This window comes from Pseudomonas sp. MYb118, assembly GCF_040947875.1.
Lineage (GTDB): Bacteria > Pseudomonadota > Gammaproteobacteria > Pseudomonadales > Pseudomonadaceae > Aquipseudomonas.
In genome coordinates this window covers 1091968-1115595 of record NZ_JBFRXN010000001.1, presented here as the reverse complement: position 1 = coordinate 1115595, position 23628 = coordinate 1091968, and the positions used below count along the sequence as shown (strand labels likewise).

General features: G+C 56.6%; 23 protein-coding genes. 10 read left to right on the top strand and 13 right to left on the bottom strand.

Annotated elements, in window-relative coordinates; genetic code table 11:
• Positions 1–20: 20 nt before the first annotated feature.
• The 9 genes from ABVN20_RS05235 to ABVN20_RS05195 form a co-directional block, all read right to left on the bottom strand.
• The gene (locus ABVN20_RS05235) at positions 21–1226 is read right to left on the bottom strand and encodes a CaiB/BaiF CoA transferase family protein (RefSeq protein WP_368554430.1); all 1206 of its coding nucleotides are present in this window, start codon (positions 1224–1226) and stop codon (positions 21–23) included.
• 99 nt (positions 1227–1325) lie between these two features.
• Complete coding sequence (locus ABVN20_RS05230; protein WP_368554429.1) at positions 1326–2123, bottom strand: enoyl-CoA hydratase; 798 nt, start codon at positions 2121–2123, stop codon at positions 1326–1328.
• A 46-nt stretch (positions 2124–2169) separates the two neighbouring features.
• Positions 2170–3249, bottom strand: coding sequence for an ABC transporter ATP-binding protein (locus ABVN20_RS05225; protein ID WP_368554428.1), 1080 nt, complete (start codon positions 3247–3249; stop codon positions 2170–2172).
• Complete coding sequence (locus ABVN20_RS05220) at positions 3246–5018, bottom strand: ABC transporter permease (protein ID WP_368554427.1); 1773 nt, start codon at positions 5016–5018, stop codon at positions 3246–3248. The genes ABVN20_RS05225 and ABVN20_RS05220 overlap by 4 nt, the downstream gene beginning before the upstream one ends.
• A 57-nt stretch (positions 5019–5075) precedes the next feature.
• The gene (locus ABVN20_RS05215; protein WP_368554426.1) at positions 5076–6116 is read right to left on the bottom strand and encodes an ABC transporter substrate-binding protein; all 1041 of its coding nucleotides are present in this window, start codon (positions 6114–6116) and stop codon (positions 5076–5078) included.
• A gap of 62 nt (positions 6117–6178) precedes the next feature.
• On the bottom strand, positions 6179–6928 hold the full coding sequence (locus tag ABVN20_RS05210; protein WP_368554425.1) for an SDR family oxidoreductase: 750 nt from the start codon (positions 6926–6928) through the stop codon (positions 6179–6181).
• Positions 6925–7380 (bottom strand): MaoC family dehydratase, encoded by a 456-nt coding sequence (locus ABVN20_RS05205; RefSeq protein WP_368554424.1) that lies wholly within the window; start codon positions 7378–7380, stop codon positions 6925–6927. Before ABVN20_RS05205 ends, ABVN20_RS05210 begins: the two co-directional genes overlap by 4 nt.
• Complete coding sequence (locus ABVN20_RS05200; RefSeq protein ID WP_368554423.1) at positions 7377–7778, bottom strand: Zn-ribbon domain-containing OB-fold protein; 402 nt, start codon at positions 7776–7778, stop codon at positions 7377–7379. The genes ABVN20_RS05205 and ABVN20_RS05200 overlap by 4 nt, the downstream gene beginning before the upstream one ends.
• A 10-nt stretch (positions 7779–7788) precedes the next feature.
• Positions 7789–8955, bottom strand: coding sequence for an acetyl-CoA acetyltransferase (locus ABVN20_RS05195; RefSeq protein ID WP_368554422.1), 1167 nt, complete (start codon positions 8953–8955; stop codon positions 7789–7791).
• A gap of 156 nt (positions 8956–9111) precedes the next feature.
• Here ABVN20_RS05195 and ABVN20_RS05190 point away from each other — a divergent pair, with 156 nt between their 5' ends.
• The 3 genes from ABVN20_RS05190 (at position 9112) to ABVN20_RS05180 (ending at position 11633) form a co-directional block, all read left to right on the top strand.
• Complete coding sequence (locus ABVN20_RS05190; RefSeq protein ID WP_368554421.1) at positions 9112–10056, top strand: LysR substrate-binding domain-containing protein; 945 nt, start codon at positions 9112–9114, stop codon at positions 10054–10056.
• Between the two features lie 31 nt (positions 10057–10087).
• On the top strand, positions 10088–10537 hold the full coding sequence (locus ABVN20_RS05185) for a thioesterase family protein (protein ID WP_368554420.1): 450 nt from the start codon (positions 10088–10090) through the stop codon (positions 10535–10537).
• Positions 10538–10685: 148 nt separating this feature from the next.
• Complete coding sequence (locus tag ABVN20_RS05180; RefSeq protein ID WP_368554570.1) at positions 10686–11633, top strand: alpha/beta fold hydrolase; 948 nt, start codon at positions 10686–10688, stop codon at positions 11631–11633.
• A gap of 8 nt (positions 11634–11641) precedes the next feature.
• Here ABVN20_RS05180 and ABVN20_RS05175 read toward each other — a convergent pair whose 3' ends face one another.
• The gene (locus ABVN20_RS05175) at positions 11642–12454 is read right to left on the bottom strand and encodes a molybdate ABC transporter substrate-binding protein (protein ID WP_368554419.1); all 813 of its coding nucleotides are present in this window, start codon (positions 12452–12454) and stop codon (positions 11642–11644) included.
• Between the two features lie 20 nt (positions 12455–12474).
• Positions 12475–13245: a type 1 glutamine amidotransferase domain-containing protein gene (locus tag ABVN20_RS05170; protein ID WP_368554418.1), complete on the bottom strand. Its 771-nt coding sequence runs from the start codon at positions 13243–13245 to the stop codon at positions 12475–12477.
• A 176-nt stretch (positions 13246–13421) separates the two neighbouring features.
• Here ABVN20_RS05170 and ABVN20_RS05165 point away from each other — a divergent pair, with 176 nt between their 5' ends.
• Entirely contained in the window at positions 13422–14324 is a 903-nt protein-coding gene (locus ABVN20_RS05165) for a LysR family transcriptional regulator (RefSeq protein WP_368554417.1), read from the top strand.
• A 215-nt stretch (positions 14325–14539) separates the two neighbouring features.
• Here the strand turns inward: ABVN20_RS05165 and ABVN20_RS05160 are convergent, their stop codons facing one another.
• Positions 14540–15559 carry a hypothetical protein gene (locus ABVN20_RS05160; protein ID WP_368554416.1) on the bottom strand — a complete coding sequence of 340 codons (1020 nt, stop codon included), beginning with the start codon at positions 15557–15559 and terminating at the stop codon, positions 14540–14542.
• Between the two features lie 265 nt (positions 15560–15824).
• On the opposite strand from ABVN20_RS05160, the gene ABVN20_RS05155 reads away from it, so the two are divergent.
• From ABVN20_RS05155 to ABVN20_RS05135, 5 genes are all read left to right on the top strand, one after another.
• Positions 15825–16985, top strand: coding sequence for a nucleoid-associated protein (locus ABVN20_RS05155; protein WP_368554415.1), 1161 nt, complete (start codon positions 15825–15827; stop codon positions 16983–16985).
• Positions 16978–18108, top strand: coding sequence for a hypothetical protein (locus ABVN20_RS05150; protein WP_368554414.1), 1131 nt, complete (start codon positions 16978–16980; stop codon positions 18106–18108). The genes ABVN20_RS05155 and ABVN20_RS05150 overlap by 8 nt, the downstream gene beginning before the upstream one ends.
• A gap of 106 nt (positions 18109–18214) precedes the next feature.
• Entirely contained in the window at positions 18215–18907 is a 693-nt protein-coding gene (locus tag ABVN20_RS05145; protein ID WP_368554413.1) for a hypothetical protein, read from the top strand.
• 659 nt (positions 18908–19566) lie between these two features.
• Positions 19567–20367: a retron St85 family effector protein gene (locus ABVN20_RS05140; protein ID WP_368554569.1), complete on the top strand. Its 801-nt coding sequence runs from the start codon at positions 19567–19569 to the stop codon at positions 20365–20367.
• A gap of 66 nt (positions 20368–20433) precedes the next feature.
• Entirely contained in the window at positions 20434–21306 is an 873-nt protein-coding gene (locus ABVN20_RS05135) for a retron St85 family RNA-directed DNA polymerase (RefSeq protein WP_368554568.1), read from the top strand.
• Positions 21307–21488: 182 nt separating this feature from the next.
• Here the strand turns inward: ABVN20_RS05135 and ABVN20_RS05130 are convergent, their stop codons facing one another.
• Entirely contained in the window at positions 21489–21815 is a 327-nt protein-coding gene (locus ABVN20_RS05130; protein ID WP_368554412.1) for a hypothetical protein, read from the bottom strand.
• Between the two features lie 735 nt (positions 21816–22550).
• Between ABVN20_RS05130 and ABVN20_RS05125 the strand changes: the two genes are divergently transcribed.
• Positions 22551–22835 carry a DUF3077 domain-containing protein gene (locus ABVN20_RS05125; protein WP_368554411.1) on the top strand — a complete coding sequence of 95 codons (285 nt, stop codon included), beginning with the start codon at positions 22551–22553 and terminating at the stop codon, positions 22833–22835.
• Positions 22836–23628: the final 793 nt, after the last annotated feature.

Below are 23628 nucleotides of genomic sequence, written 5' to 3'. Positions count from 1 at the left end.
AGTCCCTTTTTCCCCAGGCCTCAAATCACCCCTCGAGCCTTGTACGAAACGATCTGCTCCTCGCTGTAGCCCAACTCACTCAACACACTGGCGCTGTGTTGTCCCAGGCTTGGCGAGGGTTGTTCATCGACCATCTCGGTGTAGGGCATGTGCAGGGGATGCTTCACATAGCAATTACCCGATTGCGCCGGCACTTCGACGATCATCCCGCGGTGCTGCACCTGCGGGTCGGCGATGGCTTCGGCCACGGTGTTGATCGGGCTGCACGGCACGTCCGCTGCTTGCAGGGTCTTGAGCCAATGTTCGCGGCCGTAATCGGTCAATCGGGTTTTCATCAAGGGCTCAAGGTGCGCATGGTTCTGCGCCCGCAGCGGGCCGTCGCGCAGCAGCGGGTCGTCGATCCACACTGCGCGATCCATGGCCACGCACATGCGCTGCCACTGTTCTTCGGTGTCCACACAAATGGCAATCGGCTCATCCGCCGTCGGGAAGGCCTGGAACGGTGCAATCAGGGCATGGCGACTGCCGAGGCGCTTGGGCACGTCACCGACTTGCAGATACCGCGCGACGGCGTTTTCCATCATCGCCAACTGGCAATCGAGCATCGAGATGTCGATGAACGCGCCGGTGCCGCCGTTGCGCTCCTTGTCGACCAAGGCCGCCAGCACGCCCACTGTGGTGAACAGGCCCGAGCCGATGTCACCCAGGGAAATCCCCACTCGCGCCGGCGGCCCGAACTCTTCACCGGTGATGCTCATCATGCCGGACATGGCCTGGGCCACCACGTCGAACGACGGCAGATGCTTGTACGGCCCGTCCTGGCCAAACCCGGAGATGGACGCATAGACCACGCCCGGGTTGTATTCACGGACGGCTTCATAACCGAAGCCCAGGCGCTCCATGGCGCCGGCGCGGTTGTTTTCCACGAACACGTCGGCGGTCGACAACAATTGGCGCAGCACCGCCTTACCCTCTTCATCCTTCAGGTTGAGGGTCAGGCTGCGCTTGTTGCGGTTAACGCTGTTGAAATACACGCTGCCATCATCCTTGAACGGTGCGACACCGCGGGTGTAATCGCCGCCATTGGGCCGTTCGACCTTGATCACTTCGGCGCCCAGGCTGGCCAGCAACCAGGTGGCATAGGGACCGGCCAGCATATGCGTGGCGTCGATCACGCGTATGCCATTGAGCGGGCCTTTATTGGAGTTTTGCGTTTTCGTGGACATGACTTCACCCCGCCGGGCAAAAAAGATCACCCGGGCACATTAGGTAGTTGAGTTAGAGAACCAGGTTCCCTGTGTTATGAATCCATCGAGCCGAGTGCGTTAGCGCCCTTGCCAGGCAGGCGCACGCTTTTGCTGAAAGGCCGAAACGCCTTCGCGGAAATCCCCGGACTGGTAGCAGCCCAGCAGCACGTCTTCATCCTGGACATTGGCCACCTGCGCATCGCGCAGACGCCGCAGCACCGTCTTGGTCGCCCACAACGTCAGCGGCGCCAATTGCGTCAATTGTTCGGAAACCCGCTCGGCGGCGGCCTCCAACTGATCCTCCTCGACCAGCTCGCGAAAGGCACCGCTGGCCATCAAGCCGGGCGCATCCACCAGCCGTGCGCTGAACACCATTTCCTTGGTCATCGCCGGGCCGAACAGGTCGATCAGGCGCTGATAATTCAACGCGCTCAGACAGTTGCCGACCGTTCGGGCGATGGGGAAACCGAAGCGCGCCGAAGGACTGATCAGGCGCACGTCGCAGGCCGCGGCGATCAAGGCGCCGCCGCCGACACAAGGCCCGGCAATCGCCGCCAGCGTGGGAAACTTCAGCGCTTCGAGGGCGGCGATCAGGGTTTCGCTGTGGCCTTCGAGCTCGAGAAACTCGGCCTCGGTTTTGGCATCTTCCAACGCACCGAAATCGGCGCCCGCCATGAACGAAGGCCGCTTGCCGGTCGCCCCGGTCAGCACCAGCGCCTTGACCGAGTCGTCCCGGGCCAGGTCGAGAAAGATCCCGGTCAGGGTTTCTTCCATGGCCGGCGACATCGCGTTGAGCGCATCGGGCCGATTGAAAATCACCCATTCGACGCAGCCCCGGCGTTGTCGAACGATCTCTGTGGTTTCACTCACTTTCATCACTGCACCTTGTTCTTGTACCTGACATTTGAATGTGGCGGCGCCTTCAACTGGTGACGCGGCTGCCCGGTTGCAGCAGGTGGCAGTCGTCTTGCGGCAGTTGCAACAACACCACCTGCCCCACCTGATAGTCGATATGCGGCGGGGTGAACGCCCGCACCGTGGCGCCGTTGCCGATGTCCACCAGCACGTCGCAGTACTCACCCAGATACGCCGTGCGCAACACCGTGCCAGGCAAGACGTTGTCCGCGCCCTGCCCCGGCCCGACCACCCGGACTTTCGAAGGACGGATGCACAGGGTGACCTCGTCGCCAGGTTTGACCCCGCTGCGATCGACGCCCTTCAACGCTTGTTCGCCGAACTGCGCGGTTCCACCGGGCGTCATGCGTGCGGGAATCACGTTGTTGCTGCCGATGAAGGCGGCCACAAAAGCGTTCGCCGGTCGCTCGAAGATCTCCCGGGGCGAGCCCAGTTGCTGGACGCTGCCGCCGTTCATGACCGCCACCTGGTTGGCCGTGACCAGCGCCTCGCCCTGGTCGTGGGTCACGTACACCGTGGTCAAGCCGAGCAGGTCGTGCACGCGGCGGATTTCGAAGCGCATTTCTTCCCGCAGGTGCGCATCGAGGTTGGACAGCGGCTCGTCGAGCAAGAGGATGCTCGGCTCGACGATCAGCGCCCGCGCCAGGGCTACACGTTGCTGCTGGCCGCCGGACAATTCGGACGGATAGCGGTCGGCCAGGTGATCGAGGTGCACGGTCTTCAGGGCTTTCTTCAGCTTCTGCTCCAGCTCCGCGCGCGGCACCTTGCGGATCTGCAAACCGAAGGCAACGTTCTCGGCCACGGTCTTGTGCGGCCACACCGCGTAGTTCTGGAACACCAGGGAAATGTCCCGGCGCTCGGGGGGCACCACGCCCTGGGGACTGGAGATCACCCGGTCGTTGACGCGGATCTCGCCACCGCTGGGGGTTTCGAAACCGGCCAGCAGTTGCAGGGTGGTCGACTTGCCGCAACCGGAAGGGCCGAGCAAGGCCAGCAGCGTGCCGTCCTCGACCGTCAGGTCGATGCCCTTGAGCGCCTGGAACTGGCCGAAGCTTTTTTGCAGGTTGCGAATGTGGATCTGGCTCATTGGGCAGCTCCTGGTTGGGTACTGGTGAGCCCAGTACTTGCGCGTTTGTGTTTGGCCAGCTTGACGTTCAGCAGTTGCGCGAGCGCCACCACCAGCATGGTCACCACCAGCAGCAACACGCTGGCCGCAGCCACCGCTTCGTAGTTGCCGCCGTCCTTGTAATTGTAAATCAGCGTGGTCATGACGTTGGTGCTCGGGGTGATCAGGAACACCGCCACCGACAGTTCGCGCATCACCGGAATGAACACCAGCAGCCAGCCGGAGATCAGCCCCGAGCGCATCAGCGGTGCGGTGATGCTGGTGAAGGTTTTCGCCTCGCTCGCCCCCAGGATCCGCGCCACCCGCTCAAGGTCAGGGCTGATGCCTTTGAGGATCGCCCCGCCATGGGAATAGGCAATCGGCAGGAACGTGGCGACGAACGCTGCGACGATGATCGCCGAGGTGCCATACAGGCTCAGCGGCGGCTGCGTGTAGGCGGCGAAGAAGCCCACCGACAACACGATCCCCGGAATGATGATCGGCAGGTTGGTCAGGCCGGCGATCAGGGTCGTGCCCGCCACCAGCCGACGCTCGACGATGTAGGCGATCACCGCACCGAGCAGCACACAGATCGTCGCCGCGCCCGCGGCATAGGACAACGAGTTGAGGATCGCCGCCTGGGTTTCGCCGTTTTCCAGGATCGCCCAGCGGTACCAGTGGAAGGTCAGGTTGGCGAGCGACGGCCCCTGGCCCCAGGCCTTGGACAGCGACACCACAATCAGCGCGAAGTACGGCAGCAGCACCGCCGTCACCGGCACGATCAAGGCGAACGCCAGCCCGCCCCAGCGCCAGCCCTTGAGGTCGATGCGCCGGCCTGCGCGGCTCTTGCCGCCGATCATGACGAAGCGTTTGCGCCCCAGGATCTTCCGGCGCACCCAGAACAAGCCGCCGGTCAACAGCAACAACGGCATGCAGTAGGCCGCCGCCATGTACAGCTCAGGCGGGAACAACTGATAGAACTCGGCCAGTTTGGTGGTCACCACCGCCGTGCCCGAAGGCGTCAGCAGGAAGGCCGGCACCCCGAACAACGTCATGCCCTGGATGAACGACAGGATGAAACCGACGATCACTGCTGGCATGACCATCGGGATGGTCACGCTGAACATCGTACGCAGCACCCCGGCACCGAGGGTCGTCGCCGCATCCTCGAGTTCCACCGCCATGTCATCCAGGGCACTGGCGACGATGGTGAAGGTGTACGGCACGGTGTAGATCGCACAGACGAAGATCGCGCCCCCCATCGAGTAGATGTTCAGCAGCGGTTGCGTGCTGTCGAACAGGTAGCGATACAGCGAGTTGAGCCAACCGGCATTCGGTGCGGCCAACAGGATCCAGCCCAGCGCACCGATGAACGACGGCGTGACGAACGCGCCGAGGGTCAACATGCGGATCAGCCCGCGCCCCGGCATGTTGGTGCGAGCCACCAGCCAGGCCAGCGGCACACCGAGCAGGGTCGAGAACAGCGCCGTGGAAAACGCCAGGATGATCGAGTTGCCCAGCGGCGCCAGCATGCCCTTGGCGGTCACCAGCCGTGCGTAGTTGTTCAGCGTCCACTGCTGTGTCGCGTCATCGTGCAGGCTGTTGTAGACAATCCAGCCCACCGGTTGCGCGACCAGCGCAAACAGGCACAACAGCACCAGCGAGACCACGGTCCAGCGCACCCAGGGTCGGTGTCGCCGGATGCCGGCCCTGGAGGCGGCCGGCGATGAATCTATTGCAAAAACGCCCATGAAGGGTCACTCCTGAATCTGACGACGGTCAATCTGCAGGCCGAAGCCTGCATGGGTTCAACCAATGATTTCTTTCCATTTGGCGATACCCTCGGCCACTTCTGCCGCCAGGTCTTCCGGTGGGTTGCGGTACCACTGGATCTGATCCAGGCTGCGGCCTTCGGCCCAGGGCACATCGGTGCGCAGGGTCGGCCAGAAGTTGGCGGCCAGGATCTGCGAGACCTCCAGGTCGTAGAGGAAATCGGAGAACAGCTTGGCCGCATTCGGGTGGGGCGCCTTGAGCGGAATGGCGTTGAGCCCCAGGTTGAGAATGGTGCCGTCAGTTGGTGGCTGCACATTGATGGGGTTGCCCGCCGCCCTTTGCGTCAGCGAGAAACTGAACGGCGCACCCAGGCCCACCAGACGTTCGCCGGAGAGAATGTCGGTGACGGTATCGACGTTCGACTGGCCGACCTTCGGGTTGAGCTTGCTCAGCTCCTTGAGGTAGTTGTCGCCGTATTTCTTGCGCATCGCCACCAGCCAGGAGGCCACGTCACCGGAAAACGCCGGGCTGCCCACGGTCAGCTTGTTGGCCCACTGGCCGTCGAGTGCCGCCTCCCAGGTGGCCGGGGCCGAGGTGACCTTGTCCGACTGGAAGTTCAGGCACGTCAGGCTGATGGCGCCGACCTGGTACATGTCGTCCTTGTCCAGGCCCTGGAATTCGCTCGGCAGGAACTCGGTGCCGGCCGGTTTGTAGGGCAACAGCGCGCCGATTTTCTTCAGTTCCAGGTAATGCAGGATGTTGGTGCTGCCCAGCGAGTCGCAGTTGGGCGCGTTGTTCTGCAACTCCAGGCGCAAGCGCGTGTAGATGGTCTGCGAGGCCTGGCGCAGCAGGTTGACCTTGATGCCCGGATAACGCTTGATGAAGGCGTCGCGAATGGCTTCGATGGTCTTCTGCTCGTACGAGCCCCAGTACAGGTTGAGCGCCCCTTCTTTGCGGGCGGCTTCATACAGCGATGAGTCGGCGGCAAATGAAGGCCGGATCAAGCCTCCCGCCATCAAGCCCACGCCGGCGATACCGCTGGCCTGCAAAAATTTGCGCCGTGTAAATTCGACCATCTTGAGACTCCTTCGCGTTCAGTGACTGCGATATTTTTAATGGTTATGTGGAATCGGCAGGATCAGTAGTCGCCCGTGGTCGCCCCGCCATCGACGATCAGCACTTGCCCGGTCATGTAACTGGCATCGTTGGACGCCAGGAAAGCCACGACTGCAGCAATTTCCGAAGGTTGTGCCGGTCGCCCCAAGGGCATTCTGGAAATCCATTTCTCCTTTATCCCCTCCGGCACGCTGGCCAGAATCGGTGTTTCAACAATGCCCGGTGCAATGGCGTTGACCAGTACACCATGACGCGCCGCCTCGAGCGCCACGGTGTGGGTCAAGCCCACCACCCCGGCCTTGGCACTCGAATAGTTTGCTTGACCGAACGTACCGAAAATCGCCGTGGAAGCGATATTGATAATTCGCCCCCAGCCCTTCCCGTTCATGGCTGCCAGGCCAAACTGGCAACCCAGCCAGGAGCCCTTGAGGTTGACATCGATGACCGACTGCCACTCTTCGTCACTCATCTTGACCAGTGAACGATCGCGAACGATCCCGGCCACGTTGACCACGATGTCCAGCGCTTCGAAGCCTTGCGGCAGCTCCGCCACAGCGGCCTGCCAACTGGCGCGGCTGGAGACGTCGAGGCTGACCGCGCAGGCCTGGTGCCCCTGCGCAACCAAGGCTTGGGCCAGGGTCTGCGCACCCGGCCCCAGATCGGCGATCACCACTTTTGCGCCGTCTTCGGCCAGACGCTGGCAGATAGCCGAACCAATGCCACCGGCACCGCCCGTGACCAACGCCACATGGCCCTGCAAACGCCCGGTCATGATGACTGCCCTCCCCGGCACGCCACAGCGAAGACATCTTCGCCTTCCTGCACCAGCTCATCGTTCTGATTGAGCAGGCGCATCGACACCCTGGCAATGCCCCGGGCCGGATTGGACTGGCTGCGCCGCAGCTCCTGCACCTGGGCCACGTAATGCAGGGTGTCGCCGGCGAACACCGGCCCCGCGAAACGGCGGCGGGTCTCCATGAAGGCCAGGATCGCCCAGTCATCAATGCTCGAACGCAGGCCGGTGCTCATCGAGTGCGCCAGCATGCCGTGGGCGATGCGCCGCCCGAACAGGTTCTGTTGCGCGGTCTGTTCATCCATGTGCAGCGGGTTGAAATCCCCGGTCAGCCCTGCGAACAACACGATATGGGTTTCCGTCAGGGTAATGCGTGAAGACGTGATCGACTGGTCAGCCGCCAGGTCGTCGAAATACAGCGTTGCACTCATGAGTGGCTCCGAGCCTGGAACACAGGCAATGAGGTGGAAGAATCCAGGGCGGCGAACGCAACCATTACCGGCATGCCGATCGAAATGTCCTCGACGGCCACATCGCGCAGTTGCGACAACATCAGCGGCCCCTCTTCGAGCTCGATCACGGCGCAGACGTAAGGTGCATCCAGGCGCGTGTGCCCGCGATGAATCACCGTGTAGCTGAACACCGTACCGCGCCCGGACACCTGCACCCATTCTGGGGCAACGTCGAGGTCGTCGACGCAATGGGCCCTGGGGTACCACTGCCAGGCGCCGGAAACCGGGTTGCGCTGGATCAGCAGGCGTTGTTGCTGGTTGGCGTCCCACCAGGTGGCGGAGAGGTTGTCGCGCGTCACGGAACTGAAAGTGGCCATGCACAAGTCCTCAAACGGTCAGTATCAGGGTGGCGGCGGCGCAGAACGTGCCGCCCAGGCCATGCACGAGGGCCACTTCGGCGCCCTCGACCTGCACGCCCGGCCCTTCGTTGCGCAACTGGCGCACCCCCTCGATCAGGGCGAGCAGCCCACGCTTGCCGGGGTGATTCGACGCCAGCCCGCCGCCATCGGTATTGCACGGCAACGACCCGCCGATTTTCAGGTGGCCATCGGCGACAAAACGACCGCTCTCGCCCCGCGGGCAAAAGCCCAGGTCTTCCAGCGCCAGCAGCGGCGTGATAGTGAAGGCGTCGTAGAGTTGCGCGACGTCCACGTCCGCCTGCGTCAGCCCCGCCATCTCGAAAGCCCGCGGCCCGGTGCGCGCCGCCGGCGTGATCAATTCACGGGACATCTGGCTGATCTGCGTACGCTGGGTGGCCATGCCGAAGCCCGCGAGGTACACCGGTTTCTGCCGGCAATCCTGCGCCCGCTCGCGGCTGGTCATGACAATCGCGCCACCGCCATCGGTGACCACGCAGCAATCCAGGCGATGCAGGGGCGAGGCGATCATTGACGAACTCAGCACGTCATCGACGCTGATCGGCTTGCTGCCAAGAAACGCGTCCGGGTTGCCAGCCGCGTGCTGGCGGAAGGTCACGGCCACCTCGGCCAGTTGTTCGGGGGTTGTGCCATACAGGTGCATGTGGCGCTGGGCGTACAGGGCGTAGGTGGAAATCAGCGTCGGCGCAAACGGCAGCTCGAATTGTCCGGGCCCGGCGGGCAGCACGAAGGGGTCGAAGGACGGCGTGTCCAGCGGCCACCAACGCGGCGACGCGGCGTAACTGATCACCACCACATCCACCAACCCGGCGGCGATGGCAGTGGCCGCATGAGCGGCGTGAACCAGGTACGAGCAACCGCCCACATCGGTGCTGTCGAACCAGCGCGGCTCGATGCCCAGGTACTCGGCCATCTCGGTCACGCTGTTGACGCCACCGCCTTCGGCCCAGTCGCCGGATGCGACGCACAGGCCGTCGACGTCCTTCAAAGTCAGACCGGCCTGGCTCAGCGCGGCATGAATGCACTCCACCTGAATGGCGAATGGATGCACGCCCTGGGCGTCTCTTCGCGGTGATTCATAGGCGCCGACGATGGCGGCGCGTCCGGAAATATTCAACGTGTGCTCCTGAGTTCGAAAACCGTGGCATCAAGTTCCGTTATCCGAACGCCCTCCAACAAGCAGTTAGAACAGGCGTCATTGGTGCATTGAATGCACCGATACCTGGCATGGGCCTTGCTGTAGCCAAAGGATCCGAGTACCCAGGAAACAACCATGAATCGACGCCTTCCCCCGCTGCTCGCCGTGCGCGCTTTCGAAGGGTTCAGCCGCTGGGGCAGCGTGCGTCAATGTGCCGAGGAACTGGCGGTGTCGCACACGGTGATCTCGCGCCACATCCAGAACCTGGAGAGCGCCGTAGGCACCAAATTGGTGAGGAAATCCGGGCGCGGGCTGGAGATGACGCGCGAAGGCCAGCGCTACGCCGCGCAACTGCGCCGGGCGCTGGACATCATTGCCGACGCCAGCAGTGACCTGCGCCAGGGCGAAGACGCCCTGCACGTCTGCTGCATGGCGGGCCTGGCGTCGCGGCGCCTGCTGGGGCGCCTGGGCGAACTGGAAGAGGCCCTGAACGGCCGCGAACTGACCCTGGAACCCACCAGCACTCGCCCCGACTTCAACCGCAACGAGGCCGATGCCGAGATCGTCTACCTCGAAGAACTCAACCTGGGCGATGAACTGTGCGCCGAACTGTTCGCCCGCCCGCTGATCCGCGCGGTGGCCAGCCCCGCCTTCTGCAATCGCTACCCCGAGGTGCTGTCTGCCGAAGATCTGATCGGCCTGCCGCTGATCCACGAACGCAATACCCAGCGCTGGTCGCAGTGGCTGAGCATCGCCGGTGTCACCGATCTACCCAGGCTGCGCGGCCCGCGCCTGTGGCACGGACACCTGACCCTCGAAGCAGCCTGCATGGGCCAGGGCATCGCCCTGGTCAGCGAGCTGCTGGCCGACGAAAAAATCGCCGCCGGCGAGCTGGTCGAAGTACTGCCGATGACCATCCGCCTGGGCGGCTATTACTTCATCGCCCCCACCCGAAAATGGAACGACCCGGCCATCGTCCGACTGCGCAACTGGCTGCACTCGGTATTCCCCGGCGAATTGGAAAAAGGCGACAAAAACGCACCAGTAGAGCGCTCGCCCAGCGAGATGGCACCGCATTGAAGCCCATGTTGCAAGCAATGGAGACCCGACGTTGAACACCCCACCGACAACCACCAAACCCCATGAACTGGCCGTCGTCAAAGACCAGTGGATCGACCTCTACGGCCACATGAACATGGCGTACTACGTGCAACTGCTCGACGAACTGGGCCACCGCATCCTCGACCGCTTTGGCCTGGGCGAAGGTTACACACGGGAACACAACTGCGGATTGTTCACCGTGGAAGCCAACGTCAAGTACATCAAGGAAGTCCGCGCCGGCGACCCGTTGCGGGTGGAGCTGACGCCGGTGAGTTTCGACGACAAGCGCCTGGTGACCCGGGTGGATCTTTATCATGATGAACTGAATTACTTGAGCGCGAGCATGGTGCAGACGGCGCTGCATGTGGATCTTGGGACGCGCAGGGTGAGGCCGTTTTCGGAGGTTGCGTTGGGGAGGTTGAGGGGGTTGAAGGAGGAATTTGCAGTGAATGGGTGGTGATGGAAACTGCGCTGGCCTGTACGCTCGGCTCTCGTGACCGCCATCATCTACTAATCTGGCGTGAATGGCTGGGCACTACGAGGTGACCATGACACAACCAGGCAAGACCGACTTGATCAGCGATGACGGCACTGGGCATGACGCAGAGATGGCTGTCGACCACCAAGTGCTTGCTGTTAACGGCATTAACCTCAGCATTTACAGCGCTGGCCCTGCTGACGGCCGACCGCTCTGGCTGCTGCATGGCTTTCCCGAGTGCTGGTATTCATGGCGGCACCAGATCGAGCCGTTGGCTCGTCATGGTTATCGTGTGCTTGTGCCTGAAATGCGTGGCTACGGCCAGAGCAGTGCCCCAAGCGAACCTGAAGCCTATGACCTGATTACCTTGTGCGGTGACATCCAGGCGGCAATGGACGCCCTCGGTCACACCGAGGCAGGTGTGATCAGTCACGACTGGGGGGCGGGACTGGCTTGGTACCTGACGTTACTGGAGCCGCAACGGGTCAAGGCGCTCGTCACCATGTCGGTCCCTTTCGGAGGGCGCCCTAAACGACCTGCCATCGACATCATGCGTGAAGCCAATGCAGACCGCTTCAACTACATCGTCTATTTCCAGGACGTGGGCGTTGCAGAAGCGGAGTTGGACGCAGACATTACCCGCAGTCTTCAGCTACTGCTCGGCGGTACGGGAGAGATGTTCCTGCAAGACAAGCCGGCCGATGCTCGCCTTTTCGATGGAATGCCAGAGCCGCAGGGCCTTCCCTCCTGGTGCACGGAGAAGGAGTTCAGTGTCTACCGGCGCACCCTGTCCCGAGGTTTTCGTGGCCCGTTGAACTGGTACAGGAACTTCGGTCGCACCTGGCAGCGCACAGAAGCGCTGGCTGGCCAGTCCATCGTCCCGCCGACACTTTTCCTGCTTGGCGATAACGATCTGGTCGGCAAGCTGGAAAGCCATACGATCAAGCGAATGAACCAGGTGGTTCCGCGATTGGAACATCATGTGCTGGAGAACTGCGGTCACTGGATTCAAAACGAGCGACCAAACGAAGTGAACGCACTGCTTGATGACTTTCTCGGTCGCCACTACAAGGCATGAGTCAACCTCTAAAACGTCGACGGTGCTCTATCCGATACCACCGACGCCCCCATCGGACTGAACCCGAACGCCGCCAACCCCTGCGCGGTTTGCGGACTTTGCAGCAACCGAATCAAAGCCTCAGCGCCCTCGCCTCGCTGAGCATGAGTGGCCACGGCCGCAGCGATGACATTCACCCGCTGCACCTCATCCGGCAGTGGCCCGACGATCTCGATGCCAGGGACCGCCAACAACTCGCTCATCTGCTGCAAACCAACCTGCGCCTGACCGTTACGCAATGCCTGGCCAACCAGTGCCGGCGCCTCGATCAGCACCGTCTTCTCGCGCAATGGCTCAGCGATGCCCAGTGCCGGAAATAGCGAGTTGGCCGCATAAACCCCACTGACCCCGCTGGAAATCGCCACGGACTTTGCCGCCAGCAACGTACGCCGCAGGCCTTCGGTCGTAGCGATATCCGGTTTGGCAGCACCGCCCTGCACCGCCAGCCCCAGCTTCGACGTCGCCAGGTCTCGAAGGGTCTCGGGTCGTACGTGACCCTGCTCGACCTGCGCATCCAGAGCCTCGCGGATCATCACGACAAGATCCGCCCTCTCGCCGTTCCTGAGGCGCACAGGCAGCGCATCCGGCGCATTGCCGTAAGAGGCGCCCCAGGAAAACACCAACCGCTCGCCGCTCACCGCTTCAAACCCGGGCGCCACCTTTTCCAATAGCGGCTTGAGCGCCGTCGAGGCCAACACGTGCAACTCTGCGGCACGGGAACTGCCTGCCACGCCAAGTATGGCGAAGGAGCCCACCGCCACGGCCGCCAGCAGACGCTTCACTCGTCGCATCTGCACAACCCTCATTCGACTGTGGCTCGCAGCGCCTTGACCACCGCCTCGCCCAGCGCGGTTGCCGACGCCGGGTTCTGGCCGGTGATCAGTCGCCCATCGACCACCACCCGGCTCTCGAAAACCGGAGCTTCTTCAAACGTCGCGCCAGCGTTTTTCAGCGCACCTTCAAGCTCGAAAGGCACGATCCTGTCGTACTGACGGGCGATTTCCTCCTCAGCCGTGAAGCCCGTGAGGCGGCGCCCCTCGATCAGCTGGCGACCGTTGCCGAGTTTGACATCGAGCAACCCGGCCGGGCCGTGGCAAACCGCGCTGACGACGCCATCGTTCTCATAGATGCGGCGCACGATACCGCTCAGTTCAGGGTTGTTGACGAAGTCCCACATGGGACCATGACCGCCCACCAGCAACACCGCGCCGTAGCGGGACGGGTCGACGTCGGCGAGCTTGAGGGTGCTCCCCAACTTGTTCCGGTGCTGCGGGTTGGTCCAGAACTTCCGGCTGGCTTCATCTTTCAGGTCGAAACCGTCGAAAGGTGCCAAGCCGCCTTTGGGGCTGGCCAGATCAAAATCGACACCGGCCTCGTCGAACACTTCGACCGGGTGAGTGAGTTCGGGAAACCAGAATCCCCCGACCAGCTTCTCGGTTTTCTTGTCCAGGCTCGAGACAACGATAAGGACCTTCGCGCTTTTCAGACTCTGCTCAGCGAACGCCGTCGAAGGCCCCGCCACGCATGCGAAGAGCGCAGCGCAAACACCGACGATTTGTTGGGTAAAAGACATGTCACTTCCTTGGGTGATGAACGACAGGGCGAACTCTAGCCGTGCCGCTGGAAGTGAAAAACGGGCCTGGCCCGAATGCACTATTTAGTAAAAACACCTAATAACGCGAAATTACCCGTAGGTAATCGAGTAATCTGAGGACTTGCCACACACACCAACACAGCAACGGGACGCGCATGAACCACCCTCCAAGTTTCGATGGACTGCCCGAGTTCCTGGCCGTTGCCAATCGCTTGAGCGTCAGTAAAGCCGCCCTCGACCTGGGCAAGACCGCGGGCTCGGTCAGCCAGGCCCTGCAACGGCTGGAACAACGCCTGGGCATCGCACTGTTCCATCGCACCACGCGCAGAATGTCCCTGACCGAAGCCGGCCATGCCCTGCTGGAAAAGATTGCACCCGCCGCGACAGCCATCGCCACCGGCCTCGAAGACGCCGCCCAATCCGCCCAAGCCCCCTCCGGCACCCTGCGCCTGATCGTCGAACGCCTGGCGCTGCCGCACGTCATCGAACCGGTGTTGCCCGCCTTCCGAAAGGCCTGGCCGAACCTGAAAGTTGAAATCACCGTCAGCAACCGCCACGAACACTTCGTCTCCGAAGGCTATGACGCGGGCATCTTGATCGGCTCCTACATCGCCCAGGACATGATCGCCGTGCGACTGTGCAAACCCTACCAATGGGCGGTTTTCGGCTCACCGGCGTACTTCAAGGCACACGGCAAACCGCAGACGACCCTGGACCTGATACAGCACGAATGCATTCGCTTTCGCCGGCCTGAAAAAGGCGATGTTTATCGTTGGGAGTTCCTGGAGAACGGCTCGACCGTGCGGATAGATCCGGCGGGGGCTATTACGGTCAATGACGGTGAGCTGATGCGTAGCCTTGCGGTGAAGGGTGTGGGGCTTATCTACTCGTCGACTTTTCACACCTCGCGCGAGTTGGCGGCGGGTACGCTGGAGGCTGCGTTGCTTGACTGTTCGCCTAGTAGTGATGGGTTGTTTTTGTATTTTTCGAAAGCGGCGAGGAATCAGCCTAAGCTGCGGGCGTTTATTGAGATGTGTAATAGTGTGCTGAGGTTTTGATTCTGGTGCGGTTAGAGGGTGGTGATTGCTTTTGGTTGATTGCGGTCCCTCCGAATGGCAGCAACCGGCCAAAAGCAGAAGTTACATTAAGAGCTGCTCTTGGCCGATATTTGATAGAGTGGTGGATGCCACCTGCAAACCCTCAACAATCGCATGCCCTCCACGCCTCGCATTATCTATTTTTCAACGCACGCGATTCAGCGCCTACGCCCTCGCTACGCGACTTCTAATAGGCCATTGGTCGCTTTCACATGACTCACCACTGCTTCAGTGATTTGAGGAATACTCCACCCTTCGGCATTAATAATGGTGCTACCTGGATAATGGGTTTGTATGTGCAACACATGGTCATGCAGACATACAAACAACACATCATTATTTTTTAGGCGTGCTTTGAGCTCTATCAAATATTCAGGTGCAGCCTCCGACCCCACCACCATTACACGCGGAGAAGCAAAATTCGCCATTGCAGGACGGTCAATTACGGCTACTGAACGGTTTGACGTGCGAATTGCTTCCAACCAAAAACCGTCTATTAATGATTCAACCAAAGTGAATTGGTTCGTGTCGAAGATAATATCCACAAGCTTTGGGAACCAGGCAACATAGCCGATGGCGGATGGTTTTAGCTCTTCAGTTGTAAAACAGGCCCGAACCAATTCCTCAGCTAGTTCAGTAAGTTTTTTATCAACATACATCAACTTTGAAACCAGCTCATCGTATTCATGCTTTTGTACCGGGTGAATCAGATGCAGTATCTCAACAGGATCAACATGACCGTTACCTCGGCTCGGTTTCAGATCAAAGCCGGTCGCGACATAGGATCTGCGGAGCATCTGCAATTGCTCATCTGAAATCTGACTGAGCGTAATGATCAGGAAACGTCTGCTCTTCCCTTGCACCTCTCCACGACCAATGGCCGAAGCCAGGCGCCCATAGTACTTGGCCTTCTCATTTTCCATATCTGCCATGCAACCTGACAGCAAAGCGGTGTAATCATCAGCTGTCAGGTGCTCCGTGACCTCTGGAGTGACCTCCCCAGCAAAGACGCTTTGGATGAATTCCTGGTAACGTTTTTCAGACCGGCGCTCCATCTGCGCAGCCGCTTGCTTACTAAGCAGCTGCAATCCTTCATAGCCCGCTGTAAGCAAACCTCCTCCGGGAAGCAATCCAATTCCAGCCTTTGCTGCGATGGAGATCAGCTCAGTGAGGGGGTGTTCGGTGTCCTTCGTCATTCCACTTCTCCAGTTGTATGGCTAAGCGCGGCGTCTGCTGCTTTAGGTGCACGTAAAGCGGAACCTGTGCGCAGCCCCTCCCTCGAATCAGGCCCAATCTCTCGCGCAGCAAGCTTTTTGTCAGGATGCCCTAAAGTGGGCGCTCTGACCTGCTATCCGTGAAAGGTCGTGAAACTGACTTGAAATGCTGCCATTATGCTATCATCTAGAGTTTGCAGCTGGCGCCAAGCGTTCAGCATTTCTAGCCACTACGGACGAACTTAACATGGATGATCGCGTTTCAACTTCACCTCAAACGCTCCCTGAAGCAGAGGCCCCGAAACCTGAGGTGAAATCGCTTGTTGTGCTGAACGCATGTGCCGCAAAATTTTTCAAGAAAACGCTTGGCGGCCTGACGTTCTACGATAGCAACAAGGGAAGCAACTGGGACCTGAAATCCCCAGTATGCGTTGATTTCGTCAATTTTATCGGTAAAAAGTTTTCTAAGAGCGGGAGGATCTACGGATACGTGGACCCGGGTATGCTCTCAGCTGCTGCTAACTTTTCAAAATATTCCAGCGATCTGAAATTCGAAGCTTTCGTTAATGGTGTCATGAGTCAACTGTGCGATGAGGCAAACGACCCGGCTCGTCGCTCGCTAAGTGAAGGCTATGTAGTATTTTCACATTACCAAGACCACCGACAAGTGGACCACCTATTAATTGTAATGCTGGGTAAAAAAGCTGGCTATGACTTTGACAATGACAGCAATCTAAATCCGAAGGGCACAGAAAGCCTGAACCTTCAGGACTTCCGCCAAGCTGCGTGCATGGATTTGACAGAATTCAGAAAAGGCTTCCCGCAGAATACGGGTGATTCCTACCTTTACTTTATCAAAGGGAATTCAAAGAGCGAGTTCTTCACCGCTGCTTTGGGCTGCTCAGACTCCATTCCCGGAAAGGTGTGTGTCGACAATTTAAAAAACGCGCTAGGTGCGTATTTCCAAGAAGATGCAAGTTCCCTGACACCAACAGAACGACGCACAATCCATAAGCGCGTCATTGAATACATTGAAAATAAAGCAGGCGAACGCATACACCTGTCAGAAATTCAGCACGTCATCAACAAATGCCTTAAAGAAAACTCGTCTCACCACGGCGGCCTCATCAAATTCATCTCAGAAAACTCTGAACGCTTCAAAGTTAGCGAAGAATTCCAGCCCTCCAGTGTCGCCGCTAAGAGCATAGCTTATGTTGATCTCAAGCTTCCATCAGGGGAATTTGCGGGCCGATTCAAGCTGGATGCCGTAGCCGTCGGCAAAAGTGATGCAGACCTAAGCGTCGACAAGGATTTCGTATATCTGAAGGTCAAGCTCCCAATTGAGGTATCAAACCAGCTGAGAAGCATTAACGCTGACAATCCGTCTTTGGACTCCAAAGATGTTTGAACGCATCTCGCTGTATGATGACCAGCTCATCCTAAACGCGCAATCGCTCGATATGGTAGAGGTGCATGCGTTTCTCAAAACCTACGGTTGTCATACCCCCGAAAATTTGGACCTGATTGGCAGCGATCTTTATCTTTGGGAGTCCTCAGCTTGGAATAACGGCTACGTACCTTTCTTTCCTAGCGCCGAAGCTATGTGGCACGCAGTACGTACCCGCAAAAAAAGACCTGAACATGTCTTTATTATCGGAATGGATGACGTTCAGCAGAAATCCGTTTCCCGGTTGCTAGACCTGTATTTTTTGCTTAGAGAAGCCCTCAAAACGCTCTGTCATAGCGAAGGTGATGACCAGCAAGTCCACAAGTATATTTTCTTCAGTTCGAAAGAATCACTCCTCACAAAACTTGAAATTTCCTACCTGATGACCTGCGATGAACTGTTGGCCATCGACGCGAGCGAGAAAGATTTAAAAGACGCTCAGACGATGCATTCGGCGGTGATGGCCGATGAAGATATTCATTGCGAAGAGCGTCGTCACGTCATGCGCGAGTCGCTTACAGACTTCTTGAAGGATGAGAAAGATTTCAACATTCGCTTGATAATGGCATCCACTTCGAAATTCTACAAAAAGTACAATGAGCGCTACAAAGTCTATGTAAGTAAGTTTTCCGTTAATAAAATCTTGACTGAAATCGAAAGTGATTGCGTTAATTTTTTGGGAAAGTTGCAAGAGGCTATCATGGCACAGCAAACAAAAGCGTTTGCAGTGCCAGGTGGTATCGTAGCGGCTGGAGCTATTCTAAAGCCAGCTACGACTGCGTGGGATTACCTGGTAATATTGGTGGGGCTGATTATCTCGACTTGGATGATCGTTTCTTTGAACCGAAGTGTCGTCAGCCATATCAACCTTCTGACAGAAGAGTTTGAACGCTCCACCAAAAAGTACGACGATATCGTTGTAGGCGTCGAAGAAATCCAGGAAAAAATCGAGGAGTCTCGCAAAAAGCTTTTGGCGTCCTCTAAGTCGGCTAAGTCCAAGCTTAGACTCCTGACCAGGGTGTGCCGCTTAGTATTTGTACTGGTAAGTACAATCCTGCTCAAGCGTTTCTTAGAGACTAATTAACCGGGCATTGAAATTGCTTTAATTAAAGATCAGGCGTGAATTTATTAGTTATCCGCTCAGGCTTTAAGGCTCATAGAGAGTTATATATAAGCTTAAGGAGTCGCTCGTGATTCAAGAAGTTATGGCGCATTTTAACAGTGGTTGGGCCGCAGCTGCTGCACTCGTGGGTATGTTGTTCTTCTTGCCAACAAGAGCCATCAAGCTAATTCATTTGTATGACAGCCTCTTGGCGCGTCGGCAATATAAAATTCTAAAAGAGCTTCGCGCCGCTGAAAGCCCTCATTCTCCTTATGCGCAGTATCTCGATGATGCCATCTATCTCGAAAGCTTTCGTATCGCCAGTGGTGTCAGAGCAGATCGTACTAAAGCTGATTTCCTGATCCGCTTAGCCCGAACTGCTCATTGGAATAACTGGCAGATTCGCCAGATCGCCCGTTTTTTGTGGGTCACGCCGGAGCAGCCTCGTTTAACACTCCGTATTACCGCGCACGAGACCACGGCGGCATGGTTCGTATGCGTGGTCGGCTTTTTATTTATGGGAGTCGGATGTATCACTGGTCTGGCGATCATGTTGAAGGGCGGGAACTTCAGTGCTTTCCTAGCAGGTGCGGGTGTTGAGGTGATGTTCATTTTTGGCGCTGCCTTGATCATGTCTCCCTACAATAGCTACCGCGCCGCGCGCCGTTTCCAGCAGTATTTGGAAACCAATCCTGAGCTCCTCGATGAGCTTGCAACAAAATCCGCCGGCCTACGACGCAAGAGCTCAGTTCCTGAGGTTGAGGATGCCGGTGATGCATAGGATACGAATATTTCACTCGATGTAAGCAGGCTCGCTTGATTGCAGCGGTTGCGGTCACGGGTGAGCATCCATTTTGGTGCCCTCGCCCTGTGTTCGCTGGATCGCTTGACCATAGGAGTAGTGCAGACAACCTATCCTCGTATAGCGAGAATGCAAGCTGGATAGCGGGTGCCCGTTGGAAAATGTGTTTAGAACCTCGCCAAGGATGATTCAGAGGCGTACAGATCACCCGAAAAGTAGGCTTGACAAAAGCTTGCACCCTAATAAGATGGCATCCTCTTTACGCGCTTTAGGAGCTTTCGAGCTCTAGTCCGGTGTATAGCCAGACTCTAATTTATTGAACGGTATTAGTTGCGACGAAGGCTCGCGTGGGCTTCACTCGTCGCACTCGTACCTCGCACTCCTCGCAAAGCCCACGCGAGCCTTCGCCGCTATATCTTTGGTAAAGAGAACCTCCTGGAGACGCAAACAAGTGCCATGGACTAGGGTTGACTAAAGTGACTTTAAAGTTCGATGATAAAAGGCTCGAGTCACTAGCGTATATTTCTCTCGAAAATTCCCGAGTTGTCCTGTCTCATCCAATTCTTTTTCTCTGCGGCGGCCAAGTCGACGTTAAATCGCCTGCGCCGATTTCTGTTAGAGGCGCGCTTGTTTAGTATCTGCATAAAGCCGAATGTCATCTGGCTGAGAGCATCACTCTTGCTGAAGACTTTAAAGACTGGATTCATGATTCTGTTTATAAAGATCTCTTGGCTTTTGAGAGTGACATTGCGCACATATCATCCCTGATAGTTATAATTCTCGAGAGTCCAGGCGCGCTAGCTGAGCTTGGTCTGTTCGTAAAAAATAAAGCACTAAAAAATAAAATACTGGTTTTTGTAAGACAAGATCATTATGAAGAAAGCTCGTTCATAAGGCTCGGACCGTTAAGATATCTACAAAGCGTAAAGGAAAGTAGCGTTTGCTCATACCCATGGGATAACGATGATCTTGTGGGAAGCCTTTCCACGTCACTAGAAGAAATGAGGGAGGATATTTTAGGCGCGATATCTAACCGAGATGGCTCAGAGGCATTCAATATTAAGAATGAAGGACATATCGCCTTTGTAATCTATGAAGTAGTAAAAGTTTTCAGGGCTTTAAAGCTAATGGAAATCGAAACCTATCTTCAGGCCATTGATATCAATCTTTCAAGAGACAAGATCAAAAGACTTCTTTTTCTTCTTGGAAAGTTTAATCTGATTGACAGCTCAAAGCGAGGGCATGTCGAGTACTATTACATTACTCTCGATGTAGTCATGGTGGAGTTTGCGGGTAAATTTGAACCGACCAAAGTAAAGCTTGCAGCTCAGCAGTATTATGCAACTAATGATGGCGAGACAAAAAGAATGCATGTTATTCAGTCAGCCTACGCTAAATCCGTTCCCGAGCCAGTAGTCTTACCAGCAGGGGTGGACTGATGCTAATTCTAGAAGAGCTGGCAAGCAAATTAATGATTAGCACAGCGGAATTAGTAAGCTTTGTGAATACCGCGCCCTATTCAATACAAGGTATATAAAATCCCTAAAAGGAACGGACGAGGGGTAAGAACTATTGCGCAACCTACAGAGGTACTAAAAGTTATGCAGCGCATGGTTCTCGACAGCTACTTGAAAGGGCTTCCAGTCCATGATTGCGCCACAGCATATAGAGACGGAATAAGTATCAAGGAGAACGCAACCGAGCATCTGAATAGCAAATATCTTCTAAAGATGGATTTTTCAGATTTTTTCCCTTCTATAAGCCCGAGCGACCTTATTTCACACTTAGAGAGACACAGAGGAAGTGTTGTTCGAGAAGATGCATATGCAGTAAAAAAGATTTTTTTCTGGACCATAAAAAAAGATCCTTTGCTCAAACTTAGTATTGGGGCGCCATCATCACCTTTTATATCGAACACTTTGATGTATGAATTTGATTGCAAAATTTCTGATGAGTGCACTCACTTAGGTGTCAGATATACTAGGTATGCCGACGACCTTACATTTACCACTAATACTCGAGGCGCTTTGTTCGGGCTTCCCGACATAGTTAATAAGGTCTGCACCGAGATCGCGTACCCAAAATTAAAAATAAACCCAGAAAAGACTATTTTCTCATCAAAAGGTAATAACCGTCATATTACAGGACTTGTACTAACAAATGACAATAAAATATCGTTAGGCCGGGAGAGGAAAAGATACTTCAGATCATTAATTCATAAATATTCTCTTGGGGAATTATCCAGTGAAGATACCTACGCACTCAAAGGGAGGCTGGCATTCGCAAAACATGTCGAACCAACATTTTATAATTCCGTTATTCAAAAGTACGGCGCAGAACTAATCGCTTCCATCATGGTATTTCAAATTTCAAAATAGAACATCTTTCTCAAAATTTTACTTATACATCAACCATCCTCTGCGATAGCCCCTACTCGCTAAAAATTAATATTACAGGCCGCAACATCACCGCGCCAGCATGAACCATAAACATTACCTTCGACTACGGACTGGTGCTACCGACTTAACCCATGAAAACGGTCGCTAATGTGGGAGTTGCCCTATGGCTTCTTAGACTGAAACCACGCGGTCACATAGTTTGCGCCGATCGCACCAACTATGGCTGGAAACATAATGGCCCACAGCGAGTTATTACGTTGGGCGTGCTCAATCATTTCCTCTGTCATTCCCCCTTTGCCTTTTAGAAAGCTAAATATCGAAGAAAGCTCCGTCATCATACCTAAAACCAAAGTAGCCTCAAAAATCAAAATAATGCCAGTTAAAAGCGAGGTGAACCTCCAAGGTTCATGCCCTTTAACCAGCGTAAGTATAAAGAATGCTGGAGCCACCCCCATTACCACTCCAAATATCAGTGGAAAATCTTCCATCTAAAACCTCTACATGCGGAATTATTTAATCAATGATAAATCTTAGGAATATTCACTACCTCATATCTTTCGTCTAGTGGACAGTTCCTAATGAATGTCAGCTTTCGGCCCTTACTGGAGGAAGGCGAAAGTCTATACTGGGCTTCACCCCTAAGAAACACTTGACATAAAATCTTTCTACTAAGTCGCATTTGGCATCACCATAACCAACAAATCATTGAACACGATCCGGCCTCCCAAAGGGATTTTCACGGTTCAGTAGTCCGCGACGCAATATCTACGCCCTGAACTCGAATTGTTCTCAGAAAACACTCCCTGAAAGCTACAACGCCTTGCGTCGTTGCCTACAGATACGCAAGAATCCGCCGGCTTGTGCGTTTTGGGAGTGGGTTTTATCGTTCTCCGGTCACTGAAAAAAACAGCGATCGGGTTTGGTAGCCCGCCTCTCACATGACGCATAGCATCACCAAATGCAGATGCCTCTTCGGCATCTTCGACGGTGGCCATGCGCAGGGCGCCTAAAGGCGCGCCGGATTTTCCATGTGGGCCGGTCTACCAACCTTCGTATGGCCGCCACCCTTCGTTTGGTAGCGAACGGTGATGGCTCCTCTACCCATATGGAGATCTATCTATGCCCAAGCCAACACTCAATCCCCAAGAAATCGACCCAACCTCCCCCTCCGAAAGCATCGGTCACACCTCGAGCGAACGTGGCGTCACTTATGGAGGTGGCTTATGAGCGACGATCCTAGGTTGACGACCATCGGCCTCACCCCTTTTCACTACTGCAATAACGAACCGCTATTCCGAGTAAACCGTGGCGTGCCCATTGTGGATGCCCTGGAGCAAGTGTCAGATTTGCTGTTCCTGGCGAAATTATTGACCGTCGACGCGGCGTACTCCAGGGACAGCGACCGTCATGCATGGGCGGCACATCATTTAACGTCAATGAGCAAAGCGGTGATCGATGATGTTCAGAAGGTGCTGAGCAGGTGGCCACCGATGAAAACTGCCGGCTAGCAAGCGGACGCGATGCCCCGATGTCGCTTCATTCGCCAAAAAAAAGGGCAACTGAGAGGCTGCCCTTTTTCGTTTGAATCCCTGTGTTGGTGCTTTTCGAAGATGGGATGAAAAGGTCTCACCTTCCAACGATGTAAGTGGTTTGGGCATTGAACAGCTCTGCCCGCAAGCTGCCTGTGCAGACGTGGTATGGGAACCATGCCGCTTCTGCGCAGGGAGCCGACTAGGCCGAAGGCCGCGTCAGTGCCGTAGGCCCAGATCAGCATGCCTTTATCGCCGTTCCCAGGCCGGTGGGGCAACGCAGAACCACCGAATGGGGCGTCACTGCCGCCGCAGTGACGCCCCCCTCCGCGCCCCAGAGATTGCGGGCATATCCTGAATCCTAAAAAGTGGGGCGCGCATGATGATGCCCCCTTACACTGACATGGCAAAAACCAAAGACGACCGGTTCGAGCGTCGTCACTCCAACAGCGTAGGCTCCTGCGAGCGCAGGTCCATTAGGATGGAGCCATCCAGGTATGCAAGGTTCCAACAGCATACCGACCCCTACCCATGGGGCGGAGCCACTACTGTCCATCGGATTTATTCCATCATGCTCATGCAGCGTCCAAGGCCGCAGCTTTGTGCAATGCACCGAACTGCCTCCACCTGACTATCACATCCACTTCTTGGAGAACTCATCGACGCTAAAAGCTCGTTCATCCCGTTACACCTCCGCCCCCGCCTTCCACCAGGAAGCAAGTCGGAGCTCTCAGTCGAGACTCTAGTGATTCCTGAACACTATGCCCCTGCC

Coding starts and splice junctions, on each gene's coding strand:
- ABVN20_RS05235 (WP_368554430.1), bottom strand. CDS start 1,226: ATGTCCACGAAAACGCAAAACTCCAATAAAGGCCCGCTCAATGGCATA.
- ABVN20_RS05230 (WP_368554429.1), bottom strand. CDS start 2,123: ATGAAAGTGAGTGAAACCACAGAGATCGTTCGACAACGCCGGGGCTGC.
- ABVN20_RS05225 (WP_368554428.1), bottom strand. CDS start 3,249: ATGAGCCAGATCCACATTCGCAACCTGCAAAAAAGCTTCGGCCAGTTC.
- ABVN20_RS05220 (WP_368554427.1), bottom strand. CDS start 5,018: ATGGGCGTTTTTGCAATAGATTCATCGCCGGCCGCCTCCAGGGCCGGC.
- ABVN20_RS05215 (WP_368554426.1), bottom strand. CDS start 6,116: ATGGTCGAATTTACACGGCGCAAATTTTTGCAGGCCAGCGGTATCGCC.
- ABVN20_RS05210 (WP_368554425.1), bottom strand. CDS start 6,928: ATGACCGGGCGTTTGCAGGGCCATGTGGCGTTGGTCACGGGCGGTGCC.
- ABVN20_RS05205 (WP_368554424.1), bottom strand. CDS start 7,380: ATGAGTGCAACGCTGTATTTCGACGACCTGGCGGCTGACCAGTCGATC.
- ABVN20_RS05200 (WP_368554423.1), bottom strand. CDS start 7,778: ATGGCCACTTTCAGTTCCGTGACGCGCGACAACCTCTCCGCCACCTGG.
- ABVN20_RS05190 (WP_368554421.1), top strand. CDS start 9,112: ATGAATCGACGCCTTCCCCCGCTGCTCGCCGTGCGCGCTTTCGAAGGG.
- ABVN20_RS05180 (WP_368554570.1), top strand. CDS start 10,686: ATGGCTGTCGACCACCAAGTGCTTGCTGTTAACGGCATTAACCTCAGC.
- ABVN20_RS05170 (WP_368554418.1), bottom strand. CDS start 13,245: ATGTCTTTTACCCAACAAATCGTCGGTGTTTGCGCTGCGCTCTTCGCA.
- ABVN20_RS05165 (WP_368554417.1), top strand. CDS start 13,422: ATGAACCACCCTCCAAGTTTCGATGGACTGCCCGAGTTCCTGGCCGTT.
- ABVN20_RS05160 (WP_368554416.1), bottom strand. CDS start 15,559: ATGACGAAGGACACCGAACACCCCCTCACTGAGCTGATCTCCATCGCA.
- ABVN20_RS05155 (WP_368554415.1), top strand. CDS start 15,825: ATGGATGATCGCGTTTCAACTTCACCTCAAACGCTCCCTGAAGCAGAG.
- ABVN20_RS05150 (WP_368554414.1), top strand. CDS start 16,978: ATGTTTGAACGCATCTCGCTGTATGATGACCAGCTCATCCTAAACGCG.
- ABVN20_RS05130 (WP_368554412.1), bottom strand. CDS start 21,815: ATGGAAGATTTTCCACTGATATTTGGAGTGGTAATGGGGGTGGCTCCA.
- ABVN20_RS05125 (WP_368554411.1), top strand. CDS start 22,551: ATGAGCGACGATCCTAGGTTGACGACCATCGGCCTCACCCCTTTTCAC.